This is a genomic window from Asticcacaulis sp. YBE204, assembly GCF_000495855.1.
Taxonomy (GTDB): Bacteria; Pseudomonadota; Alphaproteobacteria; order Caulobacterales; family Caulobacteraceae; genus Asticcacaulis.
Genome location: NZ_AWGF01000001.1, coordinates 603,432 through 619,987 on the forward strand (window position 1 = coordinate 603,432; position 16,556 = coordinate 619,987).

Genomic DNA, 16,556 nt, shown 5'->3' on the forward strand with positions numbered 1-16,556 from the left:
CCACCTCCCCATCTTCGCTGAAGGCTCGATAGGGGAGGGCGTCTTACAACCTGACGACCTTCGCCGTCTGGCTCGCCGTTTCCGTCGGTGTGGTCTTGAGCGGATTGCGCAGGGCATGCACGAACGGCTTGGCGTCGATCTCGAACACGTCGCCGTCCTGCGTCGCCACGCCGTCGGCAAACGAGGCCGTGGCCGTACCGAAGCAGTGCACATGTACGTCGCCCGGCACGCGGAACAGAGCGTATTTGAAGTGGTGGTGCTCGAGATTCTCAAACGTGTGGGACATATTGTCCTCGCCCGAAATGAACGGCTTTTGCCAGATGACTTCGTTGCCGCGCACGATCTTCGAAGTGCCCTGAACGTGGCTCGGCAAGTCGCCGGTCAGGATTTCGACCCCCAGCGACGCCGGACGCAGCTTGGAATGGGCCAGCCACAGATAGTTCTGCTTTTCAACCACGTGATCGGAAAACTCGTTGGCCAGGGCAAAGCCGATGCGATAGGCCTGTGCGTCGTCGCCGATGACGTAGATCCCGGCCATTTCCGGCTCTTCGCCGCCGTCTTCGGCAAAATCCGGCGAGACCAGTGCCTGACCCGGACCGACAAGGCCGTGGCCGTTGCCCTTGTAGAACCATTCCGGCTGCGCGCCGACCGTGCCGGTTTCCGGCTTGCCGTTCTTCACGCCCATCAGGAACATGCGCATCGAATCGGTCAGGTTTTCCTCGCCGCTGGCCGCCGCCTTGTGCATCTTGTCGCGCCCCTCGGCGGAACCGAGGTGCGTCAGACCGGTGCCGGTCAGGTGCAGATGCGCGGGATCGGGATGATCGATCGGCGACAGGATGCGGCCTTCCGACAGGGCCAGCGCGATATCGACCGCCTCGCCCAGACCTTGTTCGGCCACCTGATCGGCAATCGAACGCCTGGCGGCGATGGCGGCACGGGCCAGTTCGTAGGTCGACGACACGCCGAGGATGGCTTTGGCGGAACCGTCGTCCTCACCGGCGGCGACACCGCGCGCTCCGTGGGTGTCGACGAACTGGATCAGGCGTAAGGTCATGGCGTTCCTCGCTTTTATGGAATATAACTCAGACAATTCATCGTGATTAGGCCGCGCTTTCGCGTTTGTCAAATCGTGTTTATGATGGTTATTGAGAATCTCAGACTTTTGCGGCCGTCGGGCGGCAAGGGTAAAAGACAGGGATGTTAATGACCACCGATACCTCACCCCGCCTGGCGCTTCGCCGTCTCCCGTCTTCGGCGCAGGAGCAGAGCTTCGGCCTCAATTTTCAGGGGCGTTTGCACGGGGCGCTGGCCCATCGTCTGGGGGTGGATATTCTCAAAGGCGTCTATGCCCCCGGTCAGGTCCTGCCCAACGAAATCGATTCGTCGTCGACGCTCGACATTTCGCGCTCGGCCTATCGCGAGGCGATCCGCATCCTGGCGGCCAAGGGCATGGTCGAAAGCCGTCCCAAGGCCGGAACCAAGGTCACCGAGCGCAAGCGCTGGAACATTCTCGATCCGGAGGTGCTGGGCTGGATGTTCGAAACCGAGCCGTCGGAAGAGTTCATCAAGGGCCTGTTCGAACTGCGTCTGATCACCGAACCGGCGGCGGCAGAGCTGGCGGCCTTGCGGCGGACCGAGGCGCACCTGAAAGCGATGGATACGGCGCTGGATGTGATGGAGGCTGAGACGCTGGCGACCGAGACCGGGCGCAAGGCCGATCTGGAGTTCCACGACGCGCTGATGAACGCCACGGGCAATGAGGCTCTGGCGTCCTTGAGCCACTCCATCGGAGCGGCGGTGGCGTGGTCGACGCGTTTCAAACAACGCAGCGGGCCATTGTTGCGCGATCCAGTGCCGGACCATCGCCGCGTCTATGACGCCATCCTACGTCAGGATGCAGGTGCCGCGCGCTGGTGCATGGAATCGCTGATCCGAATGGCGCTCGATGATACGCAGCGCACGATGAAGACGCAGTATCTGGAACCGCGCACCTAAACAAAAACCCCGCCGAGTCATCGGCGGGGTTTTTGTTTGTCGAGTTTAATACCGGCTATAATCGCGGGTTCGCGCTGCGTCCGGTAATGGCGTTGTAGACCAGACCGGCGATGAACAGCACCACGAAGATCACGGCGATGAACTTGGCGATATCGGCAAAGGTGCCGGCGAGGCCGGAGAAGCCGAACAGGGCGGCCACAACGGCCAGAATGAAGAAGGTGATGACCCATCTCAACATGGAAAGTCTCCGTAAACTGAGTGTATATTAGCTCGAAGACCATCCTGCGCTCTGTCCCATAAGGATGCAAAACGGGAGAGGGTTTAGGCCATAAGCCGGAAATAAATGACTTTTCAGCATCGCTTGACAAAACTCTACATATATATAGTTTTGTCTCATGTCGCGAAAATCCCGCCGCTTATCACCCCAGACGCTCTCTGTTCTGACCGCCCTCAGTGCTGGCGGGCAGAACTGGCTCTATGGCCTTGAGTTGTCCGCCGCCACCGGACTCAAATCCGGCAGCCTTTACCCTATCCTGATCCGCCTTAGTGAACGCGGACTGGTCGAAGGGCAGTGGCTTGAGACCGAAAAACCGGGACGTCCGCCGCGTCACGCCTATCGCCTGACCGGGCAGGGCCGTGCGGCCTTGATCGAGGTAGATAGTCACGAGACCGCACCATTTTCCGCAGAGCCGAGGGGGGTCTGATCATGATTGCCGATTTGTTGATGAAACTGACCTATGCACTGACGCCGAAAGATCAGGCACTATGGTCTGAGGCCATGCGCGGCGAATATGCAGCGGAGTCACGAGGTCGGCTAGGCTGGGCCGCAGGCTGTCTTATGGTGGCTTCCGGCTGGCGCTTGAAAGCCGACGGACTATGGTTGGCCATCATTTTTGCCGTGCCGTTTTTCGGGTTCGATATCTGGAGCCACTGGTGGTGGCAGAATGTTATTTTACCGGTTATACCGTCTGGCTCGAAGCCCGTTATCATCGGGCCTGACGATATCAACCGGATGGCCTTCTTTTTTCAGAGCGGCTTAAAATACATGCTTTACGCACTGGCCATCGGTATGTGGCGGCCGAGGCTGCTGAGAGTCGCGGTTCCGCTGATGACCATGATCTGTCTGGCGCAGGTCTACTGGGCGCTGGCCCACTATAACTGGGTCATTGAAGGTCAGCCGGTTACTTTTGTTTATCTTCACTGGATGAACCTGCCACCTGTCATCGGCGAACTGGCGTTCATGATGCTTCTTGCTGTGAGTGCTGGCGGAGGGGCCTTGATCCGTCGCGCCGCCGATCGCAAACAGGCAAAATAAAACGGCGGCCGTTGGGGGCGCGGCCGCCGTTTTCTTCGCAGAGAGAGCGCTTAACCGGAGGGGTGTGTTAAGCGACGACCTCCATGCGGTATCCGATGCCGGATTCCGAGACGATAGCCTTGGACAGGCCTTCCTTGGCTTCCAGCTTTTCGCGGACCTGACCGATATAGACGCGCAGATACTGCGTATCGTCGACGTGGGCCGGACCCCAGACTTCCTTGAGGATCTGCTTGTGCGTCAGCATGCGCCCGCGGTTGACGAGGAAGAAGCGCAGCAGGTCGTATTCCTTCGGCGTGAAGGGCACCTTCTTTTCCTCGATGAAGACTTCGTGGCGCACAAGGTCCATGCGGATCGGGCCGTTGGTGACGTCGGGTTCGCCGACTTCCTTAACCACCGACTTGCGCAGATTGGCGTTGATGCGCGCCAGCAGGACTTCGGCAGAGAAAGGCTTGGTCACGTAGTCGTCGGCGCCGAGGTTCAGGGCGGCGGCGGCATCCATGTCTTCGGAGCGCGCGGTCAGGACGATAATGGGGATGTTCGACCACTGACGGATGGTCTGGATGACTTCCTTGCCGTCGATGTCGGGCAGGCCGAGATCGAGCAGGATCAGGTCCGGCTTGACCGAGGCCGACAGGCGGATCGCCTGCTTGCCGTTCTCGCTCTCGACGACCTTGAAGTCCGCCACATCGAGAAAGATGTTCAGCATCTTGCGGATTTCGTCCTCGTCATCCACCACAAGAATAGTGTTCTTTTTCTCGATCATCAGGCGTCCTCTGAAAGCAATAAACCAGTCGAAATATTGGTTTTTATATCGTCTTTATGGGTAGCGTTCCAAAAATAAAAATTAAATGCGGCTGTAGGCCGTATTTCCCAAGGGAGGGAAGTGTCACAGGGCGCGGAAGCGGATCGCCTGCCCGCCGCCGGGGGCGAGGCGAAGCGTCAGGCTGTCGGAAGCAGTAACGGTGGCCGTCTCGATAACCAGCGAATGCCGCGTATCCGTGCGGAAGTCGGCATCATCGCCATCGCGATAGATTTGCGCTTCGTATGCGCCCGGATCGAGGAAATCGAGCGCTATGGTAACCTGACGCGCTTCTGCATCGGTCACGGCCCCCAGATACCAGTCGGAGCCGCCGCGCTCTTTACGCACGATCGCCGCGTGCTCGCCCGGTTCGCCGCTGAGCATCCGCGTGTCGCTCCAGTCGGTGGGCACATCCTTGATAAACTGAAACGCGACCATATCCTGTTCGTAATGCTCGATCAGGTCGGCGGCCATGTGGATCGGCGAATAGAGCACCACATAGAGCGCCAGTTGCTTGGCCTTCGTGGAATAGATCGGCTGCCCGTTACCCCTGAGGCTGAGGATCCCCGGTGTGAAGTCCATCGGCCCCGACAGCATGCGCGTGAAGATCAGATTGACCTCGTGCTCCGGCGGGTTGGGCGGATTGCCCCAGCAATTATATTCCTTGCCGCGCTGGCCTTCGCGCGACACCCAGTTGGGCCAGGTCCGGCGCAGGCCCGTGTCCTTGATCGGTTCGTGCGTATTGACGGCGATCTTGTATTTCGCGGCGGTTTCGGTGACGCGCTGGAAGTGGCGGACCATGTCCTGACTGTCGTTCCATGTAAAATGCACGGTGCCGTCGGGACCCGTAAGCTGCGCGCCGCCCGCGTCGGCGACGTAGCCGGTCTTCACCGAATCGACGCCGTGCTGCTGATAAAGCGCAAAGGCGGCCTCCATCTGGGACTCATAGCGCGCGGCATTGCCTGCCGTTTCGTGGTGGCCGACGATGCGAACACCTTTTTCCCGCGCATAGGCGGCCACCTCGGCAAGGTCGAAATCGGGATAGGCTTTGACGAAATCGAATAGATGCCCTGTCGCGAACCAGTCTTCCCAGCCAAGGTTCCACCCTTCGACCAGCACGCCGCGAAAGCCGTGGTCGGCGGCGAAGTCGATATAGCGCTTGGTGTATTCGGTCGTCGCGCCGTGGTTGGGGCCCGCTTCCCACGTTTTCAGACCCAAGTGCATGTCCCACCAGATGCCGACATATTTGAACGGTTTGATCCAGCTTACATCGCCCAGCACGTTGGGCTCATTGAGGTTCAGCATCAGCGGCGAATGATAAAGGTCCGGCGCGGTGTCGGTGATGATCAGCGTCCGCCACGGCGTTGCAAAGGGGGCGTCGCGCGTCACACTGGGGCCAGTGGACGAGGGGGCCAGACGTACCTTGATCCGCTGGCCATCCACGCGGCGCAACCACGCGGCGGCATAGTCGATCAGGGCCGCTTCGTGGAAGGCAATGTAGAGGCCTGAGTCGGTTTTGACCGTCATCGGGGTTTGCGATTGCGACACTTCGGCCAGAGGCGTTTGCTGGACGATATATTCCTCGCGGCTCCATTCCCCGGCGACGTTCCAGAAGGCGGTCGCGGAATCCACCACGGCAAATTCGGTCAGTTCGTCGCTGATGTTGAGGGCCGGCAGTTGTGCTTGATCCGGGAATTCATAGCGGAAGCCGACGCCGTCATCGAACAGGCGGAACACGATACTCATGCGACGGTCGGCGAACTTCGCCTGAATGAGATCGACGCGCAGTTCGACGTGATGATCGCGCAAGAACTGCCATTCCCCCCACGGCTGTTCCCAGGTCTCGTCGTGCGTCGTAATGCTTGCGGCTTCCAGCGCGAAATGTCGGTCGAGCTTGGGCTGGTCGGTCAGGATAAAGCCCAGCCGCGACGGGGCGATCACCGGCTGACCCTTACGATCAATCATATAGGCCGCGCGGCCTTCCTTATCGAGCCCGACGCGGACGGTCAGCACGCCACCGGGCGACGATGCCTGCGCGACCACCGCATAGCCTGTGGCTTTCGTCACATCGACATCGAGGGTGGGCGTATCGACGGCGGGGGCGACCCAGCCGATGGTCGTGGTGCTCATGACGATCCCTGTCCGTATTATACCGCTACAGGTTAGGACGCTTGCCGCGCCTTGTCACCGCCTATGTGAGCCGCGGCAAATCCGTCACCGTTGAATAAAAAGACGCAGCGACAGCTTCCTTTCAGTAATTGTCATTTGGCGACCCCCGCGTTTGGGGGTAATCATTATGACCAAAATAAGGCCCGAATTACGACCTCGTTACAGGGTGGGCCGCGTCCAGAAAGTTATGCGAAGCCGTGCCCGATACGAGTTTGCCGTCCAAAGTCGCTGTTGACCGCCTGCTGGGCAACGCCGCCCTGTGGGGCGTGGCGGCGGCGACCGTGGCGTTTGCGGTCTTGACGCTGTGGGCGGCCCTCAGCCTGCCGCAGTTCAGTGGACAGTTCGTGGCGAAGGACGATGCGGTCTATCTGACGACGGGGAATTTCGAGGGTCGCGTTACCGGCCTGTCCAACCCGCAGGTGCTGCTGTTCACGCCCGAAGCGGCGGATTTTGTGCCCGAGCCCGACACCCTGCCCAGCTATGCCGATTACGACCGCTTCGTGTCGCGTCAGGCCGTGCTGAACCGCATGGCTCAGGGCGACTTCATCCGCGTTTGGATCGACGGCGCGCCGGTACATGACCTGAGGCGCCAGCCGCGGACGATCAGCGACCTGACACCGCATTTCTGGTCGCCGATGGTCACCGGGCTTATCGTCTTTTTTATCGGCGGCTGGGTGTGGGCGATGCGGCCGCGCGAGTTGGTGACGCGCCTGTTGTTTTTCAATGCCTTCGGCCTGATGATCTCGGCGCTCAGCATGGCAGTTTATGGCGCACGGCCTCTGGCGGTCGAGCCGCATCTGTTTCTGTCTCTGATGGTGCTCAACCACGCCGGAGCGGCGCTGTTCGGCACGTCGATCCTCGCCCTGCTGATGATCTATCCGCGGCAACTGACCTCGGGTAACTGGGCGCTGGCCATGCTGTTCAGCGTCGTGCCGATCGTCGTCGCCGATCAGATGCGGCTTCTCGGTTCGCCCGGCGGGACGTACCTCGTCAACGGCGTCCATACGTTGGGGATTCTCGGCCTGATCGCGGCACAGGCCGTGGCGACGCGGCACGATCCGCGCGGGCGGGCGGCACTGGTCTGGCTGGGGGTGTCGGTGGCGCTGGGGACCGTGGCGTGGATGACGGTGGTCACGCTCTACGCCTTATCCGGCGACCTGACGGCCATGCCCGAAGCCTATGCCTTCCTGAGCTTCCTCGTCATCTATCTGGGGCTGGCCTTCGCCGTCAGCCGGTTCCGGCTGTTCGAAGCCGGTGACTGGGCGTTCCGGATTCTGTTTTTTGCTTTGGCCGCCGTGCTGTTTATCGCGCTCGATGCCGCGCTGGTCTATGTCGCGCATCTGGGGCAGTCCCCGGCCATGACGGTCGCCATGCTGCTGATCGCTTTTGGGTATTTGCCTCTGCGCGACGGCCTGTGGCGGCGGTTGGTACGCGGTAAGGCGATGGACGACGAGGCGCGCTTTGCCGCTGCGCTGGACATCGTCCACGCCCCGGCGACAGAGCGCGCCGATCGTTGGGCCAACCTGCTGCACGGTCTGTTCGAGCCGTTGCGCGTCGAGGCCATTCCCGGCGACGTGACGCAGGCGACGATTGCGGGCGAGGGGGTGGACCTGCGCGTGCCGTCCTTCGTGCCGGGGCAATCCCTGCGCCTGAGCGAGCCGCGTCTGGGACGTGGCCTGTTCGGCCCGACGCAGGAACGTCAGGTGCGGCAATTATGGAGCCTGATCGATAGCGGTGTGGCGGGGCTTGAGGCCTACGAACGCGGCGCGAAGGCCGAGCGCCGCAAGGTGGCGCAGGACCTGCACGACGATGTCGGCGCGCGGCTGCTGTCGGGCCTGATGGTCGCCGACGACAGAACGCGGCCGATCCTGCAATCGGCGCTGGCCGATATTCGCACCCTGTCGTCAGCCATGCTGGCCGAAGCCGCGCCGCTCGACCACGTGCTGGCCGATGTGCGTGCCGAGGCCGCCGGGCGGTTGGAAGCGGCGGGAATCGCGCTCGATTGGGAACCGCTGGACAGCACCGCCGTCATCGATCACGCGCAGCAAAAAGCGCTGGTCTCCGGCGTGCGCGAAATTGTGTCGAACATCATCCGCCATTCGGGTGCCGCCCAAGTCGTCGTGGCAGTGCGGCTGGATAAGGGTCTGACGCTGACGATCGCCGACGATGGCAAGGGCTTCGACGTGAACCTGACCGAAGGCAATGGTCTGCCGGGACTGCGGGTGCGTTTTTCCGCCGCTGGCGGTCATGCGGATATATCAAGTGGAACAGGCGTATGCGTCACCCTGCACCTGCCGGTGACGGAACGGATTTTATCGGGGATGGATGCGTATGGATGACGGTGTATTCCGGGCCGGAAAGCCGGTCTGCCTGCTGATCGAGGATCAGCCCAAGACCCGCGACTGGATGCGCGCGGCCCTGACCGAGGCCTATCCGGAGGCCGAGATCGTCGATGCGGCGACGCGTCGCGACGCCAATCTGTGGCTGGACCACTTCGCCGCCACACCGGAGCGGTTGTGGCTGGTGCTGGTCGATCTGGGTTTGCCGGACGGGTCGGGCGTGTGCCTGATCCATCGCCTGACGTCGGAGTTCCCGAAAGCGGTTAGCGTCGTCGCCTCGATCTATGACGACGACGCGCATCTGTTCGAGGCGATTTCCGCCGGCGCGCAGGGCTATCTGCTGAAAGACCAGGCGCCGGAACAGTTCGTCGGCTACCTGAAACGCATCGAGCAGGGCGAACCGCCTTTGTCGCCGTCGATCGCCCGGCGGCTGCTCACGCATTTTCAGAACCGCCCTCAGATCAGCGCGTCGGGCGTCCCGCTCACCAGCCGCGAGACCGAGACCCTGACGTTGCTGGCGCGCGGCCTGACGATCAACGAGATCGCCAAACGCCTGAATTTGAAGGGCCAGACGGTCGCCAGCTACGTCAAGACGATCTACCAGAAGCTCAACGTGTCCTCCCGCGCCGAAGCCACGCTGGCGGCGGTGCATAGAGGTTTGGCATGACTCCCTCCTCCCTACGCAGTGGGGAGGTGGCACTGAGCGCAGCGAAGTGACGGAGGGTATTTCCTTGGCAGTTAAGCGTGTTTCACTGTCCTGGCTGTACCCTCCCGTCACGTCGCTCAGGCGACGCGCCACCCTCCCGCAAGCAGGAGGGAAGGTGCTCACCCCCCGTACGGCGGCAGGACCAGTGCGGTGCGCAGGCCCGGTCCCTGATCCTTATAGACACCGGGGCCTTCGTCGATCGTCAGGCGACCGCGGTGCGCCACGGCGACGGCCTCGACCATCGACAGGCCGAGCCCCACACCCGGCAGGGAGCGTGAATTTTCCAGCCGCACGAAGCGCTGAGTGATGCGGGCGCGGTCGGCTTCGGGGACGCCCTGACCGGTATCGGTGACCGAGAACTCGACCTCCTGCCGTGAATTGACGCGCAGGCGCAGGGTAATCCCCCCCGTCTGGGTATATTTGATGGCGTTGTCGAGCAGGTTAGCCAGAGCCTGCGCCAGAAAATCGCGGTTGCCGAAGGCAGTGACGCCCTTGTCGATTTCCGAGGTGAATTCCAGCCCCTTGTCCTCGGCCAGAATCTCGAACAGCTCGCACATATCCATCGCCAGCGCCGTGGCGTCGAACGGCTTCTGATCCGGGGCCTGACCCGCCGCCTGAAGACGCGACATGGAAAACACCGTCTGGAAGGTGCGCAGCAGCTGATCGGTTTCGGCCAAAGCCTTCTCGATGACGTCCGGGGCCTGCGACGGGTCTTTTTCGACGTCGTACAGCGAGACTTCGAGTTTCGAGCGCAACCGCGACAGGGGCGTCCTCAGATCGTGCGCGATGGCGTCCCCGGCGTATTTGAGGTTTCCCATCGTCTTTTCCATGCGGTCCAGCGTCTCGTTGACGCGTTGCGCCAGGGCGTCGAATTCGTCGCCCGAATGGCGCAGCTTCGCGCGCGCCTTGAGGTCGCCTTCCTTCACGGCATCGAAGACCTGCATCAGGCCCTGCACCGAGCGCGACACCTCGTTATTGATGATCATGCCGGCGAACAGCCCCAGCACGATGACCAGCACGCCGCCGCCCCACAGGGCCTTGAAGCCCATGTCGAAGCCCTTTTCCGACCACGAGGTGTCCATGCCGACATAGAGGTTGAGGCCGGGCCGGAGTGTCAGAACCTGCCCGCGATAGGCATAGGCCTTGCGCTGCCCGGCGGGGTCGGTCAGGCGGTAATTGATCTGGAATGGCGCGCGGGCATCGGGCAAGGTCTTGATGCGCTCGCGGATGTGGTTGAAGACGCGCGGCGTCACCTCGGTCATGGCGCGACGGTTCTGCGCCAGAACGCGGCCCTGATCGTCGTAGATATTCTTGATGAAGAACCACTCGGTGATGTCTTCCTCGACCAGGGTCTCAAGCACCGCCGCCTCGCCCTGTTCGCGATAGACTTCCTCAAGATAATCTATGCGCGACTTGACCTGAGCGTCCGACACGGCCTTGGTCTCGGACGACGAGGCGATGTAGATATAGGCGAAGATCAGCACCGCCACGAAGGAATAGACGGTGATGAACATCAGGGTCAGGCGGAACGGCGTCTGACGGAAGACGTTCGCGCTCAAGCGCATCCCGAAAAGTGGGGACCGGTTTTCGGATCCGGATGCGCGCCCACTTAGTGACAGATTCCTAAAATTGGGGATGCGGAAGGGCATCAGGCTTTCAACTGATAGCCTTCGCCGCGCACGGTGTGCAGCATCGGCTTGTCGAAACCCTTGTCCAGCTTGGCGCGCAGACGTGAAATGTGCACGTCGATGACATTGGTCTGGGGGTCGAAATGATAGGCCCAGACCTTCTCCAGCAACATGGTGCGGGTGACGCTTTGACCCACATGGCGCATGAGGAATTCGAGCAGCTGGAACTCGCGCGGTTGCAGGTCGATCTCGGTCGTACCGCGTTTGACGACGCGGGTGATCAGGTTCATCTCCAGTTCGCCCACGCGCAGCACGGATTCGACCGCGCCGGTGTCCTTGCGGCGCAGCAGCGCCTCGACGCGCGCAACCAGTTCGACGAGCGCATAGGGTTTGACCAGATAGTCGTCCGCCCCGGCCTTGAGGCCATAGACGCGGTCTTCGAGTTCGCCCAGAGCCGAGAGAAACAGCACCGGGATGTCCATGCCTTCAGAGCGGGCGATCTCCAGCATCGACACGCCGTCGAGCCCCGGCATCATTCGGTCCAGCACCACCACGTCGAAACCGCCGCCGCGCAGAGCCTTGAGGCCTGCCTCACCGTCATGCGTCACGGTCGAGTCGAAGCCCTGTTCCTTGAGCCCTTTCTGCATGGTCAGGGCCGCTTCGACATCGTCTTCGACAATCAGTATGTGCGTCATTACCCGGCCCCGCCTGCGTTTTAAGATGACATAATGTCTAAAGCGCTTTCCGAACCCTGTGAAGGGGCGGCGGTGTTAAAAAGATTTCATATTAAACCGCCTGACGTCCGCCGGTTGCGGCGCGCAAGCCTTGTATTTGGGACTAGCCGCCTGCGGAAAAATGGAGTTAGATTGCCCCAACCCTGACCGAGGAAAAAAGGGGGGAGGACGCACCATGACCAATCCGGATTCACCGTTCGAAAAAGGCCTGAAAATGATGGGCGCGCAGCAGCAGCTGGCGACGCGCTCACTGGTCAATCTGATCGAGATGATTTCGACCAGTTCGCACCGCTACGCTCAGGAAACGACCGATTTCACCCGTGACGCCTTGTCGCTGATGCAGGAGGCCTCGCGTACGCGCGACCCGGCCGAATTGCGCGAACTTCAAAGCCAGTGGGCCAAGACCTGCGTCAAATATAGCCAGAACCAGACCCGCGCCACCATGACCTTTGTCGAACAGTGCGGGCTTCAGGCGCTTAATACCGCGGCGACGACCGCAAAACCGCCCCAATCCGACGATACCCCGGAACCTCCGAAAGAATAGTAAGGACATACCTATGCTCTCTGGCAAAACCGCGCTCATCACCGGCTCCACCTCAGGCATAGGTCTGGCCATCGCGCGCAAGCTGGCGTCCAAGGGCGCGAAGATCATGCTCAACGGCATGGGCAATCCCGATGACATCGAGAAAATTCGTTTAAGCATAGCGGCAGAGTTCGGCGTCGAGGTCTGTTTCAACGGCGCCGACCTGACCAAACCGGATCAGATCGCGACCCTTATTTCCGACGCGCATGAGCGTCTGGGCGGGCTCGACATCCTCGTCAACAATGCCGGGATTCAGTTCGTCTCGCCGATCGAGGATTTCCCCATCGAAAAGTGGGATGCCATCATCGCGCTCAACCTGTCTTCGGCCTTCCACACCACGCGCCTCAGCTTCAAAGAGATGAAGGCCAAGGGCTGGGGCCGCATCGTCAATATCGCCTCGGCCCACGCGCTGGTCGCCTCGCCATTCAAGGCGGCCTATGTGGCGGCCAAGCACGGCATCGCCGGTCTGACCAAGACCATCGCGCTGGAAGGGGCCGAGCATGGTATTACCTGCAACGCCATCTGTCCCGGCTATGTGCTGACGCCGCTGGTCGAAAAGCAGATCCCCGACACCGCCAAGGCGCGCGGCATCACCGAGGAAGAGGTGGTGAAAAACGTCCTGCTGGCGGCGCAACCGACCAAGAAATTCGTCGAAACCGACGACATCGCCGAACTGGTGGTTTTCCTGTGTTCGGACGCCGGACGCTCGATCACCGGCTCGCTGCAATCGATCGACGGCGGCTGGACGGCGGCTTAACCGGAAATTTCCATGCTTTCCGTGTTAAACCTTGCCGCCGCTGTTTAGGAACACGGAAAGCACGGACGGGCTTGTCGTGCCTCGTCTCCGGTCTTTTTCTGAAGAGGATGAATGCGCATGTTCAAAGCCATATTGGCCATTGCGGCGCTTCTTTTGGTCTCGCCGGTCAGTGCCGAAACCGTTCCGGTAGCAAAACCGAAATCCATCCTCTTCATCGGTAACAGCTTCACCTTTGGAGCTAATTCGGCGGTGCGCCGGTACAGGGCTGATAAGGTCACCGATCTCAACGCCGATAATACCGGCGGTGTGCCGGCCCTGTTCAAGGTCATGACCGAGCAGGCAGGCCTGTCCTATGAGGTCAGTCTGGAAACCGTCGGCGGCACGGATATCGCCTTTCACCTGACGCAAAAGCATGGCCTGATTGTCAAACCGTGGGACGTGGTGGTGCTGCAAACCTATTCGACGCTTGACGCCAAGGCGCCCGGCAATCCGCAGACTTTGATCGACTCCACCGCGGCCATCAGCAAGGCGCTCAGGGCGCAGAACCCCAAGGTTGATATCTATCTCGAAGCGACCTGGGCGCGCGCCGATCTGGTCTATGCCAAGCCGAGTCCGTGGAACGGCAAGCCCATCGGCGTCATGGCCGCTGACCTGCGTGCAGGGGCCGATAGGGCCGCATCGGGACAGGTCAAGTCGGTCATCCCCGTCGGACAGGCGTGGGACCTGGCCATGACCGAAGGCGTCGCCGATCCGAACCCCTATGACGGTACGACCTTCGGGCAGATGGACCTGTGGAGCTACGACCAGTACCACGCCAGCACCTACGGCTATTATCTCAAGGCGCTGGTCGTGTTCGGCAGTGTCACCGGCATCGACCCACGCACGTTAGGACCCAAGGAAAAAAGCGCGGCCGATCTGGGGATTTCACCCAAACAGGCCGAGGCCTTGCAGGCGGTGGCCTACCGGACGCTGCACCCGAATTAGCCCCGATTGACCTCTATGGCGTGCGGGATTATCATCTAATGATAATGGAGGTGCGTCATGCCCAGCAGCTATAGCCTTGGTGCCCATTTCGAAAACTTCGTGCAGGGTCAGTTGAAGACCGGGCGCTACAACAATGCCAGCGAAGTGCTGCGCGATGCCCTGCGCCTGATGGAAGACCGTGAGCGGCGTCTGGCGGCACTCGATCAGGCGCTTGAAGAAGGGCTGAGGTCAGCCGAGGCTGGGGAACTGTACAGCGCGGAAGACGTCTTCGACGAACTTGAGGCCGAATTGGCGCAAATGGAAACCGGTCATCACGCGTGAAGGTCGAATACACCAAACCGGCGCGCAACGATCTACGCGAAATCGCCAACTATATTGCCCAAGATAACCCCCGCCGCGCCTTGAGCTTCACGGTTGAACTCCGCAACAAGGCGGAGACTATCGGCGATGCGCCCTATGGCTTTCCCATCATGGAAAGATACCAATATGAAGGCATTCGCCGAAAACCGTTTCGCGACTATCTTATCTTCTACAGGATCAATGCCGACGCCATCTGGATACTCCGTGTCCTCCACAGCGCTCGCGATATAGACGAATTGTTGTAACCACTATTCTGCCGGTGCGGCCTCGACCTTTTCCTCGGCTTCCAGCGCCTTGGCCAGTTGGTCGCGGGCCTGATCGGCGGCCTTCTGACGCTCCCACATGCTGTGATAGATGCCGCTGATCTTCATCAGTTGCGCATGGGTGCCGCGTTCGGCGACGACCCCATCTTTCAGCACCAGAATCTCATCGGCGCCGACGACGGTTGACAGGCGGTGGGCAATGACCAGGGTCGTGCGGTTGGCCGACACCTCGTCCAGCGACGCCTGAATTTCACGCTCGGTGTGCGTATCCAGCGCCGAGGTCGCCTCATCCAGCAGCAGGATCGGCGGCGATTTCAGCAGGGTCCGCGCAATGGCCACGCGCTGCTTTTCCCCGCCCGACAGTTTCAGCCCGCGCTCGCCGACCTCGGTATTGAAGCCCTGCGGCAGGGAGGCGATGAAATTGGTGATCTGCGCCTTGTTGGCGGCATCGACCACGTCGGCCTCGGTAGCGTTGGCGCGGCCATAGGCGATGTTATAGGCGATGGTGTCGTTGAACAGGACGGTGTCCTGCGGCACCATGCCGATGACCTTGCGCAGCGAAGTCTGGTTGACGCTGCGGATGTCCTGCCCGTCGATCTCGATGGAGCCGCCCTTGACGTCGTAGAAGCGGAACAGCAGGCGCGAAATGGTCGATTTCCCGGCGCCTGACGGCCCGACGATGGCCACGGTCTTGCCCGCAGGGACCTCGAACGACACGCCTTTCAGGATCGGGCGGTCGGCGTCGTACGAGAAAACGACGTCGTTGAACTTCACCGCGCCGTTGGTGACCACAAGATCGGCGGCGTCGGGATTATCGACGACTTCGGCAGGCTCGTCGAGCAGCTTGAACATGGCGTCCATGTCGGTCAGCGAGGTGGTGATTTCGCGGTACAGAGTCCCGATGAAGTTCAGCGGGATCGACAACTGCGCCATCAGGGCGTTGATCATGACGAAGTGGCCGATGGTCTGACCGCCGGCCATGACTTCGCGCGCCGACATCCACATCACGGCGCCCATGCCGACGGTGAAGATCACCGCCTGACCGAGGTTGAGCCAGGCCAGCGACGTATAGGTCTTGATGGCGGCCTTTTCGTACTTGGCCGTCGCACCATTATAGCGCGTGGATTCGAGGCCTTCGTTGTTGAAATATTTGACGGTCTCATAGTTCAGCAGCGAATCCACGGCCTTCGACATCGAATCCGTATCGGCGTCGTTCATGTCCTTGCGGATCTTGATGCGCCAGTTGGATGCGACGATCGAGAACCACACATAGAGCCACACCGTCACCGCGATGATGACCACGTACATCCAGTTATATTCGTGCCCGATGATCGCCGCGGTCAGGAAGAATTCGATGATCGTCGGCACGCCCATCAGGATGGTCAGGCGGACGATGGTCTCAATCCCGGTCGAGCCGCGCTCGATGACCCGCGACAGGCCGCCCGTGCGGCGTTGCAGGTGGAAGCGCAGCGACAACTGATGCAGGTGGATAAAGGTGCGGTTGGCAAGCCCGCGCACGGCGTGCTGCCCCACCGGCGCGAACAGGGCGTCGCGCACCTGATTGAGCGCATTGGCCGCCAGACGCGCCGCCGAATAGGCCAGCACCATCAGGATCGGCGAGGCCAGCAGCAGGTTGGTCACCGTGACGTTTTTCGGGTCCAGCGCATCGGTGGCCCACTTATAGGTATAGGGCATCAGGACGGTGAAGATCTTGCCCAGCACCAGCGCGATGAGAGCGGCGACCACGTAGCCGCGCAGGTCGGCGCGATCCTTCGGCCACAGATAGGGTTTGAGCACGGCCATCGTGGTCGCGAATTTCGAGGGTGGTTTGGACGTGACGGCGGGCGTGGTCATGACGGATCGGAAGCTTTCAGGCGCAAAGGTGCAGCGCACTATATATGTCCGCGGCGGTACAAAATCCAAC

17 protein-coding genes are annotated in these 16,556 nt (G+C 61.2%); 10 read left to right on the top strand and 7 right to left on the bottom strand.

Going from position 1 to position 16,556, the window contains the following annotated elements; translation table 11 throughout:
- Positions 1-43: 43 nt before the first annotated feature.
- Positions 44-1,054: an AraD1 family protein gene (gene araD1 / locus AEYBE204_RS23615; protein WP_023460864.1), complete on the bottom strand. Its 1,011-nt coding sequence runs from the start codon at positions 1,052-1,054 to the stop codon at positions 44-46.
- A 149-nt stretch (positions 1,055-1,203) separates the two neighbouring features.
- Here araD1 and AEYBE204_RS23620 point away from each other — a divergent pair, with 149 nt between their 5' ends.
- Positions 1,204-1,995: a FadR/GntR family transcriptional regulator gene (locus tag AEYBE204_RS23620; RefSeq protein WP_023460865.1), complete on the top strand. Its 792-nt coding sequence runs from the start codon at positions 1,204-1,206 to the stop codon at positions 1,993-1,995.
- A gap of 55 nt (positions 1,996-2,050) precedes the next feature.
- Here AEYBE204_RS23620 and AEYBE204_RS23625 read toward each other — a convergent pair whose 3' ends face one another.
- Positions 2,051-2,233, bottom strand: coding sequence for a DUF1328 domain-containing protein (locus AEYBE204_RS23625; protein ID WP_023460866.1), 183 nt, complete (start codon positions 2,231-2,233; stop codon positions 2,051-2,053).
- Between the two features lie 157 nt (positions 2,234-2,390).
- Between AEYBE204_RS23625 and AEYBE204_RS39820 the strand changes: the two genes are divergently transcribed.
- Together AEYBE204_RS39820 and AEYBE204_RS23635 are read left to right on the top strand one after the other, a co-directional pair.
- The gene (locus AEYBE204_RS39820) at positions 2,391-2,699 is read left to right on the top strand and encodes a PadR family transcriptional regulator (protein ID WP_081724564.1); all 309 of its coding nucleotides are present in this window, start codon (positions 2,391-2,393) and stop codon (positions 2,697-2,699) included.
- A gap of 2 nt (positions 2,700-2,701) precedes the next feature.
- Positions 2,702-3,310, top strand: coding sequence for a hypothetical protein (locus AEYBE204_RS23635; RefSeq protein WP_023460868.1), 609 nt, complete (start codon positions 2,702-2,704; stop codon positions 3,308-3,310).
- Positions 3,311-3,377: 67 nt separating this feature from the next.
- Here AEYBE204_RS23635 and AEYBE204_RS23640 read toward each other — a convergent pair whose 3' ends face one another.
- Positions 3,378-4,073 carry a response regulator gene (locus AEYBE204_RS23640; protein ID WP_023460869.1) on the bottom strand — a complete coding sequence of 232 codons (696 nt, stop codon included), beginning with the start codon at positions 4,071-4,073 and terminating at the stop codon, positions 3,378-3,380.
- A 123-nt stretch (positions 4,074-4,196) separates the two neighbouring features.
- Complete coding sequence (locus AEYBE204_RS23645; protein WP_023460870.1) at positions 4,197-6,239, bottom strand: glycoside hydrolase family 97 protein; 2,043 nt, start codon at positions 6,237-6,239, stop codon at positions 4,197-4,199.
- Between the two features lie 236 nt (positions 6,240-6,475).
- Between AEYBE204_RS23645 and AEYBE204_RS0119830 the strand changes: the two genes are divergently transcribed.
- Positions 6,476-8,617, top strand: coding sequence for an ATP-binding protein (locus AEYBE204_RS0119830; protein ID WP_052019237.1), 2,142 nt, complete (start codon positions 6,476-6,478; stop codon positions 8,615-8,617).
- A complete protein-coding gene (locus AEYBE204_RS23650) occupies positions 8,610-9,284 on the top strand; it encodes a response regulator transcription factor (protein WP_023460872.1) in 675 nt (224 codons plus the stop codon). Before AEYBE204_RS0119830 ends, AEYBE204_RS23650 begins: the two co-directional genes overlap by 8 nt.
- 158 nt (positions 9,285-9,442) lie before the next feature.
- Here AEYBE204_RS23650 and AEYBE204_RS23655 read toward each other — a convergent pair whose 3' ends face one another.
- The gene (locus AEYBE204_RS23655; protein ID WP_369751793.1) at positions 9,443-10,837 is read right to left on the bottom strand and encodes a sensor histidine kinase; all 1,395 of its coding nucleotides are present in this window, start codon (positions 10,835-10,837) and stop codon (positions 9,443-9,445) included.
- A 134-nt stretch (positions 10,838-10,971) separates the two neighbouring features.
- Positions 10,972-11,646 (bottom strand): response regulator transcription factor, encoded by a 675-nt coding sequence (locus AEYBE204_RS23660; RefSeq protein WP_023460874.1) that lies wholly within the window; start codon positions 11,644-11,646, stop codon positions 10,972-10,974.
- Between the two features lie 214 nt (positions 11,647-11,860).
- On the opposite strand from AEYBE204_RS23660, the gene AEYBE204_RS23665 reads away from it, so the two are divergent.
- The 5 genes from AEYBE204_RS23665 to AEYBE204_RS23685 all read left to right on the top strand — a co-directional run bounded on the left by AEYBE204_RS23665 (position 11,861) and on the right by AEYBE204_RS23685 (position 14,614).
- Positions 11,861-12,229, top strand: a complete 369-nt coding sequence (locus AEYBE204_RS23665) for a phasin (protein ID WP_023460875.1) — start codon at positions 11,861-11,863, stop codon at positions 12,227-12,229.
- 13 nt (positions 12,230-12,242) lie between these two features.
- Positions 12,243-13,025: a 3-hydroxybutyrate dehydrogenase gene (locus AEYBE204_RS23670; RefSeq protein WP_023460876.1), complete on the top strand. Its 783-nt coding sequence runs from the start codon at positions 12,243-12,245 to the stop codon at positions 13,023-13,025.
- A 111-nt stretch (positions 13,026-13,136) separates the two neighbouring features.
- Positions 13,137-14,009, top strand: a complete 873-nt coding sequence (locus AEYBE204_RS23675) for a DUF4886 domain-containing protein (protein WP_031229697.1) — start codon at positions 13,137-13,139, stop codon at positions 14,007-14,009.
- Positions 14,010-14,066: 57 nt separating this feature from the next.
- The gene (locus tag AEYBE204_RS23680; RefSeq protein WP_023460878.1) at positions 14,067-14,330 is read left to right on the top strand and encodes a type II toxin-antitoxin system ParD family antitoxin; all 264 of its coding nucleotides are present in this window, start codon (positions 14,067-14,069) and stop codon (positions 14,328-14,330) included.
- Positions 14,327-14,614 carry a type II toxin-antitoxin system RelE/ParE family toxin gene (locus AEYBE204_RS23685; protein WP_023460879.1) on the top strand — a complete coding sequence of 96 codons (288 nt, stop codon included), beginning with the start codon at positions 14,327-14,329 and terminating at the stop codon, positions 14,612-14,614. Before AEYBE204_RS23680 ends, AEYBE204_RS23685 begins: the two co-directional genes overlap by 4 nt.
- 3 nt (positions 14,615-14,617) lie before the next feature.
- Here the strand turns inward: AEYBE204_RS23685 and AEYBE204_RS23690 are convergent, their stop codons facing one another.
- Positions 14,618-16,486 carry an ABC transporter ATP-binding protein/permease gene (locus AEYBE204_RS23690; protein WP_023460880.1) on the bottom strand — a complete coding sequence of 623 codons (1,869 nt, stop codon included), beginning with the start codon at positions 16,484-16,486 and terminating at the stop codon, positions 14,618-14,620.
- Positions 16,487-16,556: the final 70 nt, after the last annotated feature.

Excerpts from the sequence above, each read along its gene's own strand:
- araD1 (WP_023460864.1), bottom strand. The coding sequence starts at position 1,054 with ATGACCTTACGCCTGATCCAGTTCGTCGACACCCACGGAGCGCGCGGT.
- AEYBE204_RS23620 (WP_023460865.1), top strand. The coding sequence starts at position 1,204 with ATGACCACCGATACCTCACCCCGCCTGGCGCTTCGCCGTCTCCCGTCT.
- AEYBE204_RS23625 (WP_023460866.1), bottom strand. The coding sequence starts at position 2,233 with ATGTTGAGATGGGTCATCACCTTCTTCATTCTGGCCGTTGTGGCCGCC.
- AEYBE204_RS39820 (WP_081724564.1), top strand. The coding sequence starts at position 2,391 with ATGTCGCGAAAATCCCGCCGCTTATCACCCCAGACGCTCTCTGTTCTG.
- AEYBE204_RS23635 (WP_023460868.1), top strand. The coding sequence starts at position 2,702 with ATGATTGCCGATTTGTTGATGAAACTGACCTATGCACTGACGCCGAAA.
- AEYBE204_RS23640 (WP_023460869.1), bottom strand. The coding sequence starts at position 4,073 with ATGATCGAGAAAAAGAACACTATTCTTGTGGTGGATGACGAGGACGAA.
- AEYBE204_RS23645 (WP_023460870.1), bottom strand. The coding sequence starts at position 6,239 with ATGAGCACCACGACCATCGGCTGGGTCGCCCCCGCCGTCGATACGCCC.
- AEYBE204_RS23650 (WP_023460872.1), top strand. The coding sequence starts at position 8,610 with ATGGATGACGGTGTATTCCGGGCCGGAAAGCCGGTCTGCCTGCTGATC.
- AEYBE204_RS23655 (WP_369751793.1), bottom strand. The coding sequence starts at position 10,837 with ATGTTCATCACCGTCTATTCCTTCGTGGCGGTGCTGATCTTCGCCTAT.
- AEYBE204_RS23660 (WP_023460874.1), bottom strand. The coding sequence starts at position 11,646 with ATGACGCACATACTGATTGTCGAAGACGATGTCGAAGCGGCCCTGACC.
- AEYBE204_RS23665 (WP_023460875.1), top strand. The coding sequence starts at position 11,861 with ATGACCAATCCGGATTCACCGTTCGAAAAAGGCCTGAAAATGATGGGC.
- AEYBE204_RS23670 (WP_023460876.1), top strand. The coding sequence starts at position 12,243 with ATGCTCTCTGGCAAAACCGCGCTCATCACCGGCTCCACCTCAGGCATA.
- AEYBE204_RS23675 (WP_031229697.1), top strand. The coding sequence starts at position 13,137 with ATGCGCATGTTCAAAGCCATATTGGCCATTGCGGCGCTTCTTTTGGTC.
- AEYBE204_RS23680 (WP_023460878.1), top strand. The coding sequence starts at position 14,067 with ATGCCCAGCAGCTATAGCCTTGGTGCCCATTTCGAAAACTTCGTGCAG.
- AEYBE204_RS23690 (WP_023460880.1), bottom strand. The coding sequence starts at position 16,486 with ATGACCACGCCCGCCGTCACGTCCAAACCACCCTCGAAATTCGCGACC.